14 protein-coding genes are annotated in these 16,282 nt (G+C 64.8%); 6 read left to right on the top strand and 8 right to left on the bottom strand.

Annotation, left to right across the window (positions count from 1 at the left end):
• Positions 1-3: 3 nt before the first annotated feature.
• The 3 genes from metG to IOC82_RS07835 are packed head-to-tail and all read left to right on the top strand — an operon-like array spanning position 4 to position 3,136.
• Complete coding sequence (gene metG / locus IOC82_RS07825) at positions 4-1,566, top strand: methionine--tRNA ligase (RefSeq protein ID WP_290545718.1); 1,563 nt, start codon at positions 4-6, stop codon at positions 1,564-1,566.
• Positions 1,566-2,345 carry a TatD family hydrolase gene (locus IOC82_RS07830; RefSeq protein WP_290545622.1) on the top strand — a complete coding sequence of 260 codons (780 nt, stop codon included), beginning with the start codon at positions 1,566-1,568 and terminating at the stop codon, positions 2,343-2,345. Before metG ends, IOC82_RS07830 begins: the two co-directional genes overlap by 1 nt.
• A complete protein-coding gene (locus IOC82_RS07835) occupies positions 2,342-3,136 on the top strand; it encodes an MBL fold metallo-hydrolase (RefSeq protein ID WP_290545623.1) in 795 nt (264 codons plus the stop codon). Before IOC82_RS07830 ends, IOC82_RS07835 begins: the two co-directional genes overlap by 4 nt.
• 180 nt (positions 3,137-3,316) lie before the next feature.
• Here the strand turns inward: IOC82_RS07835 and IOC82_RS07840 are convergent, their stop codons facing one another.
• A complete protein-coding gene (locus tag IOC82_RS07840) occupies positions 3,317-4,057 on the bottom strand; it encodes a methyltransferase domain-containing protein (protein WP_366935658.1) in 741 nt (246 codons plus the stop codon).
• A gap of 42 nt (positions 4,058-4,099) precedes the next feature.
• Here IOC82_RS07840 and mazG point away from each other — a divergent pair, with 42 nt between their 5' ends.
• Positions 4,100-4,894, top strand: coding sequence for a nucleoside triphosphate pyrophosphohydrolase (gene mazG, locus IOC82_RS07845; protein WP_290545624.1), 795 nt, complete (start codon positions 4,100-4,102; stop codon positions 4,892-4,894).
• A 166-nt stretch (positions 4,895-5,060) separates the two neighbouring features.
• On the opposite strand, the gene hflX is transcribed toward mazG, so the two are convergent.
• The 7 genes from hflX to dusB all read right to left on the bottom strand — a co-directional run bounded on the left by hflX (position 5,061) and on the right by dusB (position 14,063).
• Positions 5,061-6,443 carry a GTPase HflX gene (hflX, locus tag IOC82_RS07850; RefSeq protein WP_290545625.1) on the bottom strand — a complete coding sequence of 461 codons (1,383 nt, stop codon included), beginning with the start codon at positions 6,441-6,443 and terminating at the stop codon, positions 5,061-5,063.
• Positions 6,440-6,685, bottom strand: coding sequence for an RNA chaperone Hfq (gene hfq / locus IOC82_RS07855; RefSeq protein ID WP_111198540.1), 246 nt, complete (start codon positions 6,683-6,685; stop codon positions 6,440-6,442). Before hfq ends, hflX begins: the two co-directional genes overlap by 4 nt.
• Before the next feature lie 76 nt (positions 6,686-6,761).
• Positions 6,762-8,153: a sigma-54 dependent transcriptional regulator gene (locus IOC82_RS07860; RefSeq protein WP_290545626.1), complete on the bottom strand. Its 1,392-nt coding sequence runs from the start codon at positions 8,151-8,153 to the stop codon at positions 6,762-6,764.
• Between the two features lie 17 nt (positions 8,154-8,170).
• The gene (locus IOC82_RS07865) at positions 8,171-10,399 is read right to left on the bottom strand and encodes a PAS domain-containing sensor histidine kinase (protein ID WP_290545627.1); all 2,229 of its coding nucleotides are present in this window, start codon (positions 10,397-10,399) and stop codon (positions 8,171-8,173) included.
• Positions 10,400-10,471: 72 nt separating this feature from the next.
• A complete protein-coding gene (gene ntrC / locus IOC82_RS07870) occupies positions 10,472-11,914 on the bottom strand; it encodes a nitrogen regulation protein NR(I) (protein WP_290545628.1) in 1,443 nt (480 codons plus the stop codon).
• Positions 11,911-13,056, bottom strand: coding sequence for an ATP-binding protein (locus IOC82_RS07875; protein WP_290545629.1), 1,146 nt, complete (start codon positions 13,054-13,056; stop codon positions 11,911-11,913). The genes ntrC and IOC82_RS07875 overlap by 4 nt, the downstream gene beginning before the upstream one ends.
• Positions 13,053-14,063 (bottom strand): tRNA dihydrouridine synthase DusB, encoded by a 1,011-nt coding sequence (dusB, locus tag IOC82_RS07880; protein WP_290545630.1) that lies wholly within the window; start codon positions 14,061-14,063, stop codon positions 13,053-13,055. Before dusB ends, IOC82_RS07875 begins: the two co-directional genes overlap by 4 nt.
• 109 nt (positions 14,064-14,172) lie before the next feature.
• Between dusB and IOC82_RS07885 the strand changes: the two genes are divergently transcribed.
• A complete protein-coding gene (locus IOC82_RS07885) occupies positions 14,173-15,342 on the top strand; it encodes a bifunctional 2-C-methyl-D-erythritol 4-phosphate cytidylyltransferase/2-C-methyl-D-erythritol 2,4-cyclodiphosphate synthase (RefSeq protein WP_290545631.1) in 1,170 nt (389 codons plus the stop codon).
• 72 nt (positions 15,343-15,414) lie between these two features.
• Positions 15,415-16,209, top strand: coding sequence for a hypothetical protein (locus IOC82_RS07890; RefSeq protein WP_290545632.1), 795 nt, complete (start codon positions 15,415-15,417; stop codon positions 16,207-16,209).
• Positions 16,210-16,282 lie beyond the last annotated feature (73 nt).

Genomic DNA, 16,282 nt, shown 5'->3' on the forward strand with positions numbered 1-16,282 from the left:
TCAATTAGATCGAAGAACATGTCGAAACCGAAATTCTACATCACCACGGCCATTCCCTATGCCAACGGCGCGCCGCATATCGGCCACGCCTATGAGCGCATCGCCACCGATGCCATCGCCCGCTTCAAGCGGCTTGATGGCTACGACGTGCTCTTCGTCACCGGCATGGACGAGCATGGCCAGAAGATGCAGCAGACGGCCGCGCGCGAGGGGATCACCCCGCAGCAACTGGCCGACCGCACCGCCGCCCAGTTCGAGGCCATGGGCGAGGAGCTGAACGCCCGCGCCGACGACATCCTGCGTACCACGCAACAACGCCACAAGATATCGGTGCAGGAAATCTGGCGCCGCATGGCCGCCAATGGCGACATCTATCTCTCCAAATATTCCGGCTGGTACTCGGTCCGCGACGAGGCCTATTACGGCGAGGACGAGATCGAGGAGCGCGATGGCCGCCGCTTCGCCATCAAGACCGGCACCCCGGTCGAATGGGTGGAGGAGGAGAGTTATTTCTTCAAGCTCTCGGCCTATGCGCCCAAGCTCCTCGAACTCTACGAAAAGCGTCCCGATTTCATCGTGCCGGAGAATTACCGAAACGAGATCGTGGCCTTCGTGAAGCGCGGCCTCAACGACCTCTCGATCTCGCGCACCACCTTCGACTGGGGCGTGCCGGTGCCGGATGACCCGAAGCACGTCATGTATGTCTGGGTCGATGCGCTGACCAACTATCTCTCCGCCACCGGCTTCCCCGACACCAACGCCCCGCGGGCCCATTTCTGGCCGGCCTCGGCGCATGTCATCGGCAAGGACATCACCCGCTTCCACGCCATCTACTGGCCGGCCTTTCTGCTTTCCGCCGGCCTCCCCGTCCCGGACCAGGTGGTGGTCCACGGATTCCTGTTCAGCCGCGGCGAGAAGATGTCGAAGTCGGTCGGCAACGTCGTGTCCCCGTCCGATTTCGTCAGAAACTACGGCGTTGACCAGACCCGCTATTTCTTCCTGCGCGAGGTGCCCTTCGGCCAGGACGGCAACTACAGTCACGAGGCGATCGTCAACCGCATCAACGCCGACCTCGCCAACGACCTCGGCAACCTCGCGCAGCGCTCGCTGTCGATGATCGCCAAGAACTTCGGTGGTATCGTACCGATACCTGGGGCGCTCACCGAGGCCGACCGGGAGATCCTCGCCAGTGCGGACTCGATACATGCCGAGGCGCGGGCGGCGCATGAAACGCATTCCATTAACAAAGCACTCGATGCCATTTGGCGGGTTGTGGCGGAGGCAAACCGCTACTTTGCCGGGCAGGAGCCCTGGGCCTTGAAGAAGACCGACCCGGCCCGGATGGGCACCGTGCTCTACGTGACGGCCGATGTGCTACGCATCATCGGCATCATGGCGCAGCCCTACATGCCGTCTACGGCAGCAACACTTTTGCAACTTTTGGGCATCGAAAACAACGCCAGAAGCTTCGCGGATCTGCGCATGCGATTGGTGCCCGGAACGCTGCTTCCGGTGCCGGTGCCGATCTTCCCGCGCTATGTCGAGGACGAGGCGGCGAAGACGTAATGCGTGTTGTTGACAGCCATTGCCACCTCGATTTCGAGGGGATGGAGGAGAACCTCCCGGGCGTGCTGCAGCGCGCTGCGGAGGCGGGGGTGGAGCGGATGGTTTCCATCTCCTCGCGCGTTGCAAGGTTCGACAATCTGCTGCGTATTTCAAATGAAAACACAAATGTTTTCTGTACGGTAGGAACGCATCCTCATAATGCGCACGAGGAGCTGGATGTGACCTCCGACGAGCTCGTGCGGCTGGCCGAGGCCAATCCGAAATGCGTCGGCATCGGCGAGGTGGGGCTCGACTACCATTATGACCTGAGCCCCCGTGCCGCTCAGACCCAGGGCTTCCGCACCCATATCGACGCGGCGCGGCGCACCGGACTGCCGCTGGTCATCCACAGCCGCGAGGCGGAAGACGATACGTCATTGATTTTACAGGAGGAAATGGACAAAGGGAGGTTCACCCCACTGCTCCATTGCTTCACCTCGCACCGCCGCCTGGCGGATGCGGCGGTGGCCATGGGAGGCTATGTCTCGTTCTCTGGCATCCTCACCTACAAGTCGGCCGAGGACCTGCGGCAGACGGCAGCGGCGCTGCCTTTGGACCGCATCCTCGTCGAAACCGACTCGCCCTACCTCGCGCCCACCCCCTACCGCGGCCAATCCAATGAGCCAGCTTTCGTCGTCAAAACACTGGAAACGCTTGCGAAAATTCGCAGGCTGCCGATCGAGGAGATGGCCCGCATCACCACCGGAAACTTCTTCCGGCTGTTCGCCAAGGCCTCATGACGCGCCGGATCACCATCCTCGGTTCTGGCTCTTCCGCCGGCGTTCCGCGCATCGGCAACGACTGGGGCCAGTGCGACCCGGCAGAACCCAGGAACCGCCGCCGCCGCTGCTCGGCGCTCGTTACACAGTCAGGACCAGGCGGAGAAACACGTGTACTTATTGATACTTCACCTGATCTCCGCGAGCAGTTTCTGAGCTCCGGAACGCGGGACATCGACGCCGTTCTCTACACCCATGAACACGCCGACCACACCCATGGCATCGATGACCTGCGCGCCGTCTTCCTGATGAAGCGCAAGCGCGTCGAAATCTGGGCCGACGACGCGACGGGCCGCATGCTAACCACACGATTTGCCTACTGTTTCTACGCCGCACCGGGCAGTGACTATCCGCCGATCCTCAACCTGAATGCCATGGAAGCCGGAACGCCCGTGACCATCGGCGGAGCAGGGGGTGCCATCACCGCCCTGCCTTTCCGGGTTCACCACGGCACCATCGATGCCTTGGGATTCCGCTTTAATGGAGTGGCCTATACCCCTGATATCGATGGCGTTCCTGACGACAGCCTGCATCAACTCGAAGGCCTTGATCTGTGGATTGTCGATGCACTCCGCCGCACGCCGCACCCCAGCCACTGGAGCCTGCAGCAGACGCTGGCTTGGATCGCCCGGATGAAACCGAAGCGCGCCATCATCACCAACCTGCACATCGACATGGACTATGCCACGCTGATGAAGGAATTGCCCGCCGGTGTGGAACCGGCCTACGACGGTCTTGACCTGGTCTTCTAATCGTTCAAGTGGCCTATGAGCATATCAAATCAAACTATTGATATCGCGAGAAATATAACACCGGTCTCCATCCAGAAAATATTCCATAATATATATTATGCGAATGATAGGCATAAGCATTCGGAGTGCGGACCCGGTTATCGGTGATCCTCCCCGCCTGGGTTATGCGGCCGCGCCCGTTCACGCCAGGCCCCCCAGCGGAATAATCTCCGGCGAGGTCTCCGTGCAGGGTCCGCCGGACCAGTTGCCCATCCACCGCTCAACCCTCAATCCAGCCTCGGCAATGCGTTGCGCAATGTCGTTTCGTGTTGCAAAACGGATGCGGGAAGTTGCTTTTTGGATGCTGCCCGATGCGTTCCGGTAGCATGTTTCGTAGCTCACGATCTGCGTCGACTCATCCATGCTCACATCGTTCCAGGCAGTCACACGGCCAATCTCAGGTTGATCGAAGTGCCGTAGCGTCATTTCTGGCGCCCATTCCCGCCACTCTTCCCGCGCCGGGTTACGGCTGTCGAAGATGAAACGGCCCCCGGGCGCCAGATGCGCGGCAATCGTTTCACACAGCGCGCGCTGGTCAGCATCCGTCAACAGGCATTGGAAGGCGTGCCCGGTCATGATCACCAGGTCGAAGCGGCGGCCCAGCCGGACGCTGCGGCCGTCCGCCACGACCCAGCTGACGCTCCCGCCGCCGGGGCGGCCTCGGGCGATGTCCAGCATGGATGGTGCCGAGTCGACACCGAAGACCTGCCGCCGCCCGTCCGCCAGCGCCGCCGCGAGGAGCCCGGTGCCGCAGCCGAGATCGAGCACGCTGGCGGCCCCTTCCCCCATGGCGCGGCAGAAGCGCGTGTCATCGCCCCAGCCATTGTCGGCATCATAGAAGGCGGCGAGGCGGGGGTCGTGATAGAGCTTGTCCTGCATCATCTCCAGCTAGCCCTTTTGCGGCGGATCGGATAGGTCCTGCGTATGAGCCAGAACCCCGCCGATATGGACGCCCGCAAGATCGAAACCCTGCGCGCCATCATGAAGGCGCTGCGGACGCCGGTTACCGGCTGCCCCTGGGACCTCGAGCAGAGCTTCGAGACGATCGCGCCCTATACCATCGAGGAAGCCTATGAGGTGGCCGACGCCATCGAGACAGGCTCGCGCGCAGAGCTATGCGAGGAGCTGGGCGACCTGCTGCTGCAGGCGGTTTACCACGCGCAGATGGCGGATGAGGAAGGGAGCTTCACTTTCGATGATGTGATCGAGGCGGTTACACGTAAGATGATCCGGCGCCACCCGCATGTCTTCGGCGATGAAGAGGCGCGCTCGGCAACGCTCGCCAAGGGCTTCTGGGAGGAGCGCAAGGCGGAGGAGAAGAAGGACAAGCCAAAACAAGGGACGCTTGCCGGCATCCCGCTCGCCCTGCCCGGTTTGACACGCGCGGTGAAGCTGCAGGCCAAGGCGGCCAAGGTGGGTTTCGACTGGCCGTCGGTCGAGAATGTCTATGACAAGATCGCCGAGGAGATCGCGGAATTCCGGGCCGCGCCGGAGGCAAAGAAGCCCGAGGAATTCGGCGACCTGCTGTTCGCCATGGCCAATGTGGCGCGGCACTTAGGCATCGACCCCGAGGCGGCGCTGCGCGGCGCCAATGCCAAGTTCGAACGCCGCTTCGGCCACGTGGAAGCGCGGCTTGCGGAGATGGGTAAGAAACCGAGGCAGTCGACGCTCGAAGAGATGGACGGGCTGTGGGACGAGGCCAAGGCGAAGGGGCTGTGAAACACCGTCGGCCGTCATCGCGGCTTTCGCCGGGATGACGGGAAATAGGGAAGCGCATTACAGAAATGATCATTCGAAGTGCACTTCCACTCACCGGCCCCAACTGCGTTGGGGCGTCCTCCTCCTCTGAAGCGGGAGAGGCTGCCGGTGGCGGGTGATTCGGCTCCTACTCCGCCGCGACCTTCCTCTGCCCCAGTCGCTTCATCGCCGTTCCAAACCTGGCGTGTGCCTGGCCGGCCTTGTCGGTGGTGAGGCGGACCCTCATGAGGACGCGGCCGTCCTCGTAGTTCCTCCGGCTGAGCACCTCGCCGCGGTCGTGGAGCCAAGCCTGGCCCTGGCCGTCCTCCGGGGCGAGCAGCACCTCGTAGACCGTATCCTCGGCGCCGAGGCGGCCTTCGATCAGTTCGAGCAAGGGGCCGAGCCCCTCGCCCGTCGCGGCCGAGACCAGCACGGTGCCGGGCTTGCGCAGCGCCTGGGCCTCGCGGCCGGCGCGTTCGGCGGGGGGCAGCAGGTCGAGCTTGTTCCAGACCTCGATGATGGAGCCCCGGCGCAGCTCGTCAATGCCCAGTTCTTCCAGCACGCGGTTGACGTCTTCGGCCTGGGCTTCCGAGTCGTCATGCGCGATGTCGCGGACGTGCAGGATGACGTCGGCCGAGAGCACCTCCTCCAGCGTCGCGCGGAAGGCGGCGATGAGGGAGGTGGGCAGATCGGAAATAAATCCTACCGTGTCGGAGATGATGATTTTCCGGCCACGCGGCAGCTCGATCACCCGCATGGTGGGATCGAGTGTCGCGAAGAGCAGGTCCTTGGCCAGCACATTCGCGCCGCTCAGCCGGTTGAACAGGGTGGACTTGCCGGCATTGGTATAGCCCACCAGCGCCACCACCGGATAGGGCACGCGCGCCCTGCCCTTGCGGTGCAGGGCGCGGGTTTTCTTGACGCTTTCGAGCTGGCCTTCGATGCGGCCGATGCGTTCCTGGATCAGACGCCGGTCAGCTTCCAGCTGGCTTTCACCCGGGCCACCGAGGAAGCCGAAGCCGCCGCGCTGGCGTTCGAGATGGGTCCAGGACCGGACCAGGCGGCTCTTCTGGTATTGCAGATGAGCCAGTTCGACCTGCAGCGAGCCCTCACGCGTCGAGGCCCGTCTGCCGAAGATTTCGAGGATGAGTCCGGTGCGGTCCAGCACCTTGGCGCTCCATTCCTTCTCGAGGTTCCTCTGCTGGATGGGCGAGAGGTGGGCGTTAACGACGACGAGCTCGGCCTCCGTCTCTTTCACCACACCGGCGATTTCGGCGACCTTGCCGGAGCCCAGCAATGTGGCGGGCTTCGGCGCCGTGACGGGGGCGATGATCGCGGCTTCGACCTCGAGGCCGATGGCAAGCGCCAGTCCCACGGCCTCCTCCAGCCGCGCCTCGACAGCGCGTTCGGAGCTTGGCGGTGCGTTGCGGTCACGCCGGTCGACATGGAGGACGATGGCGCGGGTTGCGGCCTTGCCTTCGATCTGGAAGTCGACGCCGCCGCCCTCTCCCCTTTTGCCCTTGGTGGTCAACCGCCTGCCTGCTCTTCGTCAAACAGGCTGATCGGACCGCCCGGCATGATGGTCGAAATGGCGTGTTTGTAGACCAGCTGGGACATGCCATCCCGGCGGAGCAGAACGCAGAAGTTGTCGAACCAGGTGATCACGCCCTGCAGTTTTACGCCGTTAACGAGGAACACCGTCACCGGAATCTTCTGCTTGCGGACGTGGTTGAGAAAGGTGTCCTGCAGGTTTTGCTGCTTTTCTTGGGCCATCTTTTTTATCCTGTTCTCTATTGGGCCGTGAAGGCGGCGGAGGTGAGCCTAACACGAAACCGCCGCTTGGAAAATTTCACAGTTCCGTGTCTTCCTCGCTTCGGCCAGCGAGGCCGAGGAGCTTGATCTTGCGGTGAAGGGCCGAGCGTTCCATGCCGATGAACTGGGCAGTGCGCGAAATATTGCCTCCGAAGCGGCCGAGCTGGGCGGTGATGTAATCGCGCTCGAAGGCCTCGCGCGCCTCGCGCAGCGGATAGACGAGCAGGTGCTCGATGCCGAAGGAGGCGGCGGCCGCCCCCGGCCCGCCGGTGTCGGAGGGCAGCATGGTTGCGGTGATCTCGGAAGTGCCCTCGCCGCTCGCCAGGATCAGGATGCGCTCCACATTGTTGCGGAGCTCACGCACGTTGCCCGCCCACTCGCGCGTCTGCAGCACGGCAATGGCATCCTCGGCGAACTTGCGCATGGGCTGGCCGGAGGCGGCGGAATAGCTCTTGGTGAAATGGTGGATGAGGTCCGGAATATCCTCCCGGCGTTCGGCCAGGCCCGGCACCTCGATGGGGACGACGCCGAGACGGTGGTAGAGATCCTCGCGGAAGCGGCCGGCCTGGATAAGTCCCGGCAGGTCGCGGCTGGTGGAGGAGACGACGCGGATGTCGACCTTCACCTTCTTGGCGCCGCCGACGCGCAGGAATGTCTGGTCGACCAGCACGCGCAGCACCTTGCCCTGGGTTTCGAGCGGCATGTCGGCCAGCTCGTCAATATAGAGCGTGCCGCCATGGGCCTCCTCCAGTGCGCCCACACGCCGGGTGGCGCCGGCGCCGTCCTCGACGCCGAAGAGTTCCTCCTCCATGCGCTCGGGCGCCATGGCGGCGGCGCTCAGCGTGACGAAGGGGCCGGCGGCGCGGAGCGACAACGCGTGCAGCGTGCGCGCGGCCAGTTCCTTGCCCGCCCCCATGGGGCCGGCGATCAGCACGCGGCTGTTGGAGGGTGCGATCTTCTTGAGGAGCTGGCGCAGCTGGCGCATGGCGGCGGAGCTTCCGAGAAGTTCGGTCTCAGCACCCGAGCGGCCCTTCAGCTCCTCGTTCTCGCGCTTCAGCCGCGAGGTTTCCAGTGCGCGGCCGACCACCAGCAGCAGGCGGTCCGCCTTGAAGGGCTTCTCGATGTATTCATAGGCCCCGCGCTTAATGGCGGCGACCGCCGTTTCGATGTTGCCGTGGCCGGAGATGATGATGACCGGCACCTCCGGGTGCTTCTCCTTGATGATGTTGAGGAGATCGAGGCCGTCGAGCTTCGATCCCATCAGCCATATATCAAGGATGATGAGGGACGGGCGGCGTTGCGCCACTTCCGCCAGGGCCGCATCGGAATTATGCGCCAGGCGGGTCTCGTAGCCCTCGTCCTCCAGGATGCCGGCGATGAGTTCCCGGATGTCGGCCTCGTCATCGATGATGAGGATGTCAGCTGCCATTCAAAGTCCCTGCACTTTCATTCCGCCGCGTTCGACTGGGCGGCGATCTTGTCGAAGAGGAGCGTGACGCGCGCCCCCTGTATGCCGTCCGCCATGGGCGCATCCTCGAGCACGAGGCGGCCGCCGTGCTCTTCCATGATGCGCTTGACGATGGCCAGGCCGAGGCCGGTGCCCTTCTCACGCGTGGTCATGTAGGGTTCAGCAAGGCGGTGGCGGTTTTCACGCGGCAGACCGATGCCATTGTCGGTGACGCGGATGTAGGGTTGCCCGTCGCGCAGGCCGGCAACCACCTCGATGTGGCCGCGCGGCTCCGCCTGGCTCTGCAGCCTGGTTTCGATCGATTCGCGCGCGTTCTTGACGAGGTTGGTGATGGCCTGGGTGATGAGGCGGCGGTCGAAGGGAAAGACGAATTCGCCCCGGCTGACATCGAGTTCGATGTCGATGTCGGAGGAGGAGACGCGCTGCAGCACGGTGGCCTCGCGCACGATGGCGGCGAGCTCCTGCGGCTCCGGCACGGCCTTGGGCATGCGGGCGAAGGAGGAGAACTCGTCCACCATGCGGCCTATGTCGCCGACCTGGCGGATGATGGTGTCCGTGCACTGGTCGAAGACGTGCTTGTCGGTGTGGATCTGGCCGCCGTATTTGCGCTTCAGCCGCTCGGCGGAGAGCTGGATGGGTGTAAGCGGATTCTTGATCTCATGCGCGATGCGGCGCGCGATGTCGGCCCAGGCGGAGTTGCGCTGGGCGGAGACGAGGTCGGTGATGTCGTCGAAGGTGAGAACGTGGCCGTGGTCGGCGTCTTCCGAGCTTTCCGTGGTGACGCGGGCGAAGAGGCTGCGGCTCTCCCCCTTGCGCTCGATATCGACCTGGCCTTCAGCGAAGCCCGAGGGCCTGGTAAGCGCCTGCTCGAAGATCGGCAGGAAGGGCTCGAGCGCCACTTCCGCCGGCTCGCCGATGAGATCGCTTTCGCTGCGGCCCAGCAGGTTGAGGCCCGAGCGGTTGACCAGCGAGATGCGCCCCGACGGATCGATGCCGATAACGCCGGCGCTGACACCCGCCAGCATGGCCTCGGTGAAGCGGCGGCGCACATCGATGGCGTCGCTCGCGGCAACCAGGTCGTCGCGCTGCTGCTTCAGGTGATCGGTCATCAGGTTGAAAGTGTTGGAGAGTGTCTGGAGATCGTCCGGCCCCTCGACCACGGTGACCTTGGCATCGAGCTCGCCGCCCGAGACGCGCCGCGCCGCATCAAGCAGACGGACAATGGGGGCCACCACCTTGTCGGAAAACCACAGGCCCACCCAGATGGCGGCAAGCAGCAGGATGAAGCCCACCAGCGCGAACATCATGCCGAAGGTCAGCTGCACGCCGAGGCGCTGCGACATCAGCCGGTCATATTCCTTCTTGGCCTCCTGCGCGTCGCGCAGCTGCTTCTGCACCGACGGATTGATGATGCGATAGACCATCAGATAGGCATTGCTGAAGTTCGGCAGCCTGATGAGGCCGCGCACCACGTTGCCACCCTCGCCCGGCTGTATCACCACGAGTTCGCCCTTGTCGGCCTGCTCGAGATAGTTCTTGTTGGGCGGGAAGAACGAAAATGTCTCGCGCGCCACGATGCGGGCGATGAACTCCTGCTTGCCGTCCGTCTGCTTCGCCGGATCGAAGATGAAGATGGCGGGAAGCCCGTGCAGCAGCGCGTGGTTGGCAACGCGGCGGATGAAGTTGGCGGGGTCCTTGTCGTAGAGTTCGCGGTGCTGGGAGAGGTCGGCCGAGATCTGCGCGACGTCGTTGCGCACGGCCTCGCCATGGTCGTGCACGTAGGTCTCGGCAACGTAGACGGCGGAATCGACGATGGCGCGGGTGCGCTGCGAGAACCACGCATCCAGGCCGCGATTGAGCGTGACCGTGGCGAACACGGCGACCACGATGGCGGGCACAACGGCGATGACGCTGAACAGCGACACGAGGCGCAGCTGCAGCGAGGCGCCGGGCGTGCCGTTTCGCCGCTCGATAAGAAGGAACAGGATCTGGCCGAGGATCAGCAGCGCCAGCACCAGCAGCACCGCGCCGTTGACGAGCATCAGCAGCAGGGTGTTTTCGCTGGTGGGCTTGACCGGCGTCATACCGGTGAGGATGGCGAAGGTCGCAAGGCCGCAGGCCACGCCCGCCAGCACGAGCACGAACCCCGTCACGCCGGTGAAGCGCCGGACCCGGTCGAGCAGCCTGACTTGCGCGCCTTCGATCATGCAACCTGTTCAGCAGAACCTGTTGCCGGAAATCAACAGTAAATGTGTCCTATTTGCGACAGTTCCCTTGCGTCAACCAAGACCGCGGACCGCCTTCACCCGCCTGTCGCGCAGCTTCACGCGCAGGGTGTTGCGGTTGATGCCCAGAAGCCCGGCGGCGCGCAGCTGGTTTCCGGCGGTTGCCGCCAGCACCGCGCGCAGGAGGGCGGGCTCGATATCGGCCATGATACGCTCATAGAGGCCGGCGGGCGGCAGGCCGGCGCCGAAGCTGGCGAAATAGCGCGAGAGATAGTTCTCCATGAAGTCCGGCAGACTGGCGCCGGAGAAATCGACGGGCTCCGGCCCCTGCTGGACGGGCATCGCCGTGAGCTCCCGTTCGATGGCGGACGCGGAGATGGTGTCCTCGATTTCGATGGCGAGCATGCGGCGCAGCAGGTTTTCGAGCTCGCGCACATTGCCGGGCCAGCGATAGGCCTGCATGCGCTCGATCGCCTCACGCGACAGCTCCTTGCGCGGCAGGCCCTCCTTGACGGCTTGCGCGAGGAAATGGCGCACGAGGTCCGGAATGTCTTGCGTGCGCTCGCGCAGTGGCGGCAGGCGCAGCGGCACGACGTTGAGGCGGTAGAACAGGTCCTCGCGGAAGCTGCCCCGGTTGATGAGCTGGCGCAGGTCGCGGTGGGTGGCCGTAATGATGCGCACATTGGTCTTGATCGGTGCATTGCCGCCCACCGTCGTGTATTCGCCCTGCTGGAGGACGCGCAAAAGCCGTGTCTGGGCCTCGAGTGGCATGTCGCCGATCTCATCCAGAAACAGCGTGCCGCCTTCCGCCTGCTCGAAGCGGCCGGCCATGCGCGAGGTGGCGCCGGTGAAGGCGCCCTTCTCGTGGCCGAAGAGCTCTGACTCGATCAGCTCACGCGGGATCGCCGCCATGTTGACGGCAACGAAGGGGCCCTTGCGGCGGCGGCCGTAGTCATGGAGCGCGCGGGCCACGAGTTCCTTGCCGGTGCCGGACTCGCCCACGATCATCACCGTGAGGTCAGTCTGGGTGAGTCTGGCGATAATGCGGTAGATCTCCTGCATGGCTGGCGAGCGGCCGACGATGGGAAGCTGCTCCGGTTGGCCAGCGCCATTCGGCGGCGCGGGCTTCTGCGATTGTTCCAGTGCGCGGCCCACCGTCTGGACCAGGGCATTGAGGTCGAAGGGCTTGGGGAGATAGTCATAGGCGCCGCGCTCTGCCGCGGTGATGGCCGTCATGATGGTGTTCTTGGCGCTCATCACGATGATGGGCAGCGTGGGGCGCAGCTTCTTGATGCGGGGAATGACGTCGAAGGCGTTCCCGTCGGGCAGCACCACGTCGGTGACGACGGCATCGCCCTGCCCCTCGGTGACCCAGCGCCAGAGCGCGCCCGCCGTGGCGGTGGAGCGCACGGAATAGCCCGCGCGGCTCAGCGCCTGGCTTAGCACGGTGCGAATGGCGCTGTCGTCATCCGCGATCAGGACCGTCTTGCCGCTCATGCGCTGTCTCCATCAAAGTCTCTCGGGAGGGCCGTGCCGCGCAGCATGGGCAGCAGCACGCGGAAGGTGGCGCCGCGCTCGCGGCCCACGCATTCGATGATGCCGCCATGGTCGCGCACGATCTTGGCGACGAGCGCCAGGCCCAGACCCTTGCCGCCGGGCTTGGTGGTTACGAAGGGATCGAAGATGTTGGGGCGGAGCTCCTCGGGAACACCCGGCCCCGTGTCATGCACGCAGACTTCGAGGGGTAGCGTGATCCGCTCCTGCGTGCCTGGCACGGTGAGGCGGATGCCGGGGCGGAAGGCGGTGGTGAGAAGGATCTCGCCCGCTTGACCGTTGTTCTGGATCGCTTCCGCCGCATTCTTGGCGAGGTTGAGAAAGACCTGCACAAGCTGGTCCTTGTTGCCCAGCACGGGCGGCAGGGACGGATCGTAATCCTCGCGCACGCTGACGCCCTGGCCCATGCTGGCGGTGGTGAGGCGCTTCACGCGCTCCAGCACGGCGTGGATGTTGACGGGGCTCTTCTCCAGCGGGCGCTCGTCGGAGAACACCTCCATCTGGTCCACGAGATCGCGGATGCGGTCGGTTTCCTCGCAGATCAAACGGGCCAGCGCGCGGTCATCGGAGTTGAGAGCGGGTTCAAGCAGTTGCGCAGCGCCACGGATGCCGGCGAGCGGGTTCTTGATTTCATGCGCCAGCATGGTGGCCATGCCGGAGACCGAGCGCGCCGCCCCGCGCGAGGTTAATTGCCGGTCGATCTTGTGCGCCATGGAGCGCTCGAGCAGCATGAGGATCACATAGCGCGGATCGTCATGCATCGGGGTGGCCTGCACGTCGACGAGGCGCTCGCCGCCGAGCCGCGGCGTGCCGACGGCGACGGAATACTCGTTGACGACGCCGGCACTGGCGCGGGCCTGCGCGATCGAGCCGAAGACCGGGCTCGAGAAGGGCACGAGGTCGGAGAGCTTGCTGCGTAGGAGCAGGTTACTGGAGGCCTGGAAGTAATCTTCCGCCGCGACATTGGCGAGGCAGATGCGCTCCTCCGCGTCGAGCACGATGAGCGGATTGGGCAGTGCATCGACCACCGCCTTGGGTATGGGCGCATCGGGCGCGGGGGGACGGTCCTTCAGAGGAGCAGTCATGCCGCAGCCCTTTCCTGGACGATGCCGTAGAGCTGGCGCAGACCGCTGCGCACCGCGCCGTTGTCATTGGTGCGGAGCAGCGCCGCGCGCCATTCGGAGGCCTGTTCGGGTGTAAGGTGATTGCGCTCGGCGAGCCTGGTGATGGCCCAGCCGATGTGCTTGCGGGCCACACGGTTGCCATGGTGCGCGCCATGCGCCACGAGGATGCGTTCGTGGTGCTCCGCCAAGATGCAGGCTTCTTCTCCGAGCGAGGGCTCGCCGCGGCCCGTGCCTTCGTCCAAACCTCCGGCGATGACGCCTGGCCACCACGGGCGGCCATAGGCGCCGCGGCCGATCATCACGCCGTCAGCCCCGGACTTCGCCAGCATTTCGCGCGCGTCCTCCACCGAAGCGCCGTCGCCATTGGCGATGAGCGGGATGGAAATGGCCTCACGCACATGCCGGATCGCTGCCCAGTCCGCCTTGCCGCCATAGAACTGGCAGCGGGTGCGGCCATGCACGGTGACCAGCGCCACGCCCTGCCCTTCGGCACGCCGCGCGAGTTCGGGCGCGTTCAGCGAATTGTGGTCCCAGCCAAGTCGCATCTTGAGGGTTACCGGCACGGAAGCAGCCTGCACGGTCGCCTCGATCAGTTTTTCGGCATGGTCGAGATTGCGCATGAGTGCGGAGCCCGAAAGGCCACCCGTCACCTCGCGCGCCGGGCAGCCCATGTTGATGTCGATGATCTGGGCGCCCATGTCCTGCGCCACGCGCGCCCCTTCGGCCATCCAGTGCGGCTCGCGGCCGGCAAGCTGGATGACGAAGGGTGAGAGCTTCTCGGCACCCAGTGCCCGGCGCAGCATGTCCGGCCTCGCATTCACCAGCTCTTCGCTCGCCACCATCTCGCTCACGACGAGGCCGGAGCCATGTTCATGCGCAACCGTGCGGAAGGGTTCGTCGGTGACGCCCGACATCGGCGCGAGGAAGACCCGGTTGCGGGTCTCTATGGGGCCGATCTTGATGCCCATTTTTTGATCAACGGCTTATGCTGTATAATTTAGCGGCAGAATAGAGCGATGCTGCATTGCGTCAAGGGCCTTTGTTGCAGGGGTGTCAACTGCTTGCTACAGCAGGCGCATGACAGTTGCGGCAGTGATCGTGGCCGGTGGCTCCGGCCTGCGCGCAGGGGGCGAACGCCCAAAGCAATACCAGCTGATCGGCGGCCGCCCGGTGATCTGGTGGACCTGCCGGGTTTTTCTCGCGCACCCTGCCGTCGATATCGTGCAGCCGGTCATCGGCGAGGGCCATGAAGCCATGTTCGCCGAGGCGACCAAGGGTCTCGATCTGCCACTGGCCGTGATCGGCGGCTCGACCCGCCAGGACTCCTGTCGCATCGGCATCGAGGCGGTGGCGCGCCACAAGCCCTCCAAGGTGCTAATCCATGATGCGGCGCGGCCCTTCGTGTCGGCGGGGCTGATCGACAATGTGATCTCGTGGCTCGACCGCTTCCCCGCCGCCATCCCAGGCATGCCGGTGGCGGAGACGCTGAAATTCGCGCCCGGCGGCATGGTGAGCCGCACGGTGGACCGCGCCTCGATCTGGACGGCGCAGACGCCGCAGGGCTTCACCTATGACGGTATCCTCGCAGCCTATCGCAAGGCCGAGGCCGAGCAGACGCAGGGGCTGACGGACGATGCCTCTGTTGCCGAACATGCCGGGATTGCCATATCCATGATCATGGGCGAGCTGGAGAACCGAAAGCTGACGACCGCCGACGATATCGTGATCGCCAACCGTGACATGACAGTCCGGCAGATCGCCGAACGCCCGGACGTGCGCGTGGGGCAAGGGATCGACGTTCACACCTTCGACGAGGGCGACGCGGTGATCCTGTGCGGCGTGTCAATTCCCCACACGCAGCGCCTCAAGGGCCATTCCGATGCCGACGTCGCCATGCATGCGCTGACGGACGCCATCCTCGGCACCGTCGGCGAAGGCGACATCGGCACGCATTTCCCGCCCAGCGATCAGCGGTGGAAGGGAGCGGCGTCGCGGATTTTTCTGGAGAAGGCGGTGGAGCTGCTGGAGGCCAGGCACGGCATCATCGCCAATGCCGATATCACCATTCTGGCGGAGGCGCCGAAGATCGCGCCACATGTGCCGGCGATGCGCGCCTACATGGCGCCGCTGCTGCATATCGACCCCTCGCGGATTGCTGTGAAGGCGACGACGATGGAAAAGCTCGGCGCCATCGGCCGCAAGGAAGGCATCATGGCTTATGCGACTGTGACGGTGAGGCTTCCGTGACGGCCCTTGTCTCAAACGGGAGACAATGTTAAATCTCTATTCGTTTGATGGGGTCTCCAAGAAGAGAGTCTGATGCTGTCCTGCCTGCTCAGCCGCCTGACCGCCTCGTGGAATGCCTGGCTCCGGATACTTGGGTTCCTTGCGGGCGTCCTTGGCGTGATCTGGGCGGTTGCCTTGGCCATCTTCCTTGCTGGCCTTGCGTCCGGCGCGACCGCGGTTGCTGCCGCCGCGATCTTCATCGAGGCGATCGCTCCATCGGTCGTCATTGCGGCAGGTGCCATCGCTTTGCTGCTGGCCTTCGTCCTTGCGGACATCATCGTCTGCTTCGTGTTCTCGCGCCTGCCGCAGCCCAATCCGCCGCCGCCGAACCAGTCTTCGGCTCTGCAGGGCGACATGGATTGCGAGGCGGCACGCCGTGAGGCGGAAACAGCGCGGCAGCGGGTAGATGCACTAACACGGGCGGTAATGGATCGGGCCAACGCTGTCAGGCAGGCTCAGGACAGGCTGAACACGTCGCGCATGGCGCTCGGCGCGGCATCGGCTGCGCTTATCGCCGCCGTCGTGCTGCCGTGGCTGCTGCCTGCAGCCATTGCGGCTGTTGCCGGCGCGGGACTCGCGGTGGGCCTTGCGGCGCGAGAGCTGGCGAGGGAAGAGGAAGCGCTGATGCGTGCATCTGCTGCGCTTGCACGGGCACAGGCAGACCTTGCTCGGGCGGAGGCGCAAGCGGAAATCAGCTGCCGGACCCCTGCCCCGCCGCCCGCCCTCTATCCGCTGGCCATTCCCATGACGGCGATGACGGTGATCGTCGGCATCTCCCCGCCGCTGCAGCCGCCTCAGCCGGCGGTGCCGCCTGGCATCGTGACCTGAGTTGATCGCGATCGGATCTCAATGATTGCCGTCACCCCAGCAGTGTAGCGTCCCGGATGGTTGGGATGACGGC

Source organism: Aestuariivirga sp. (assembly GCF_020252395.1).
In the GTDB taxonomy this organism is placed as follows: Bacteria; Pseudomonadota; Alphaproteobacteria; order Rhizobiales; family Aestuariivirgaceae; genus Aestuariivirga.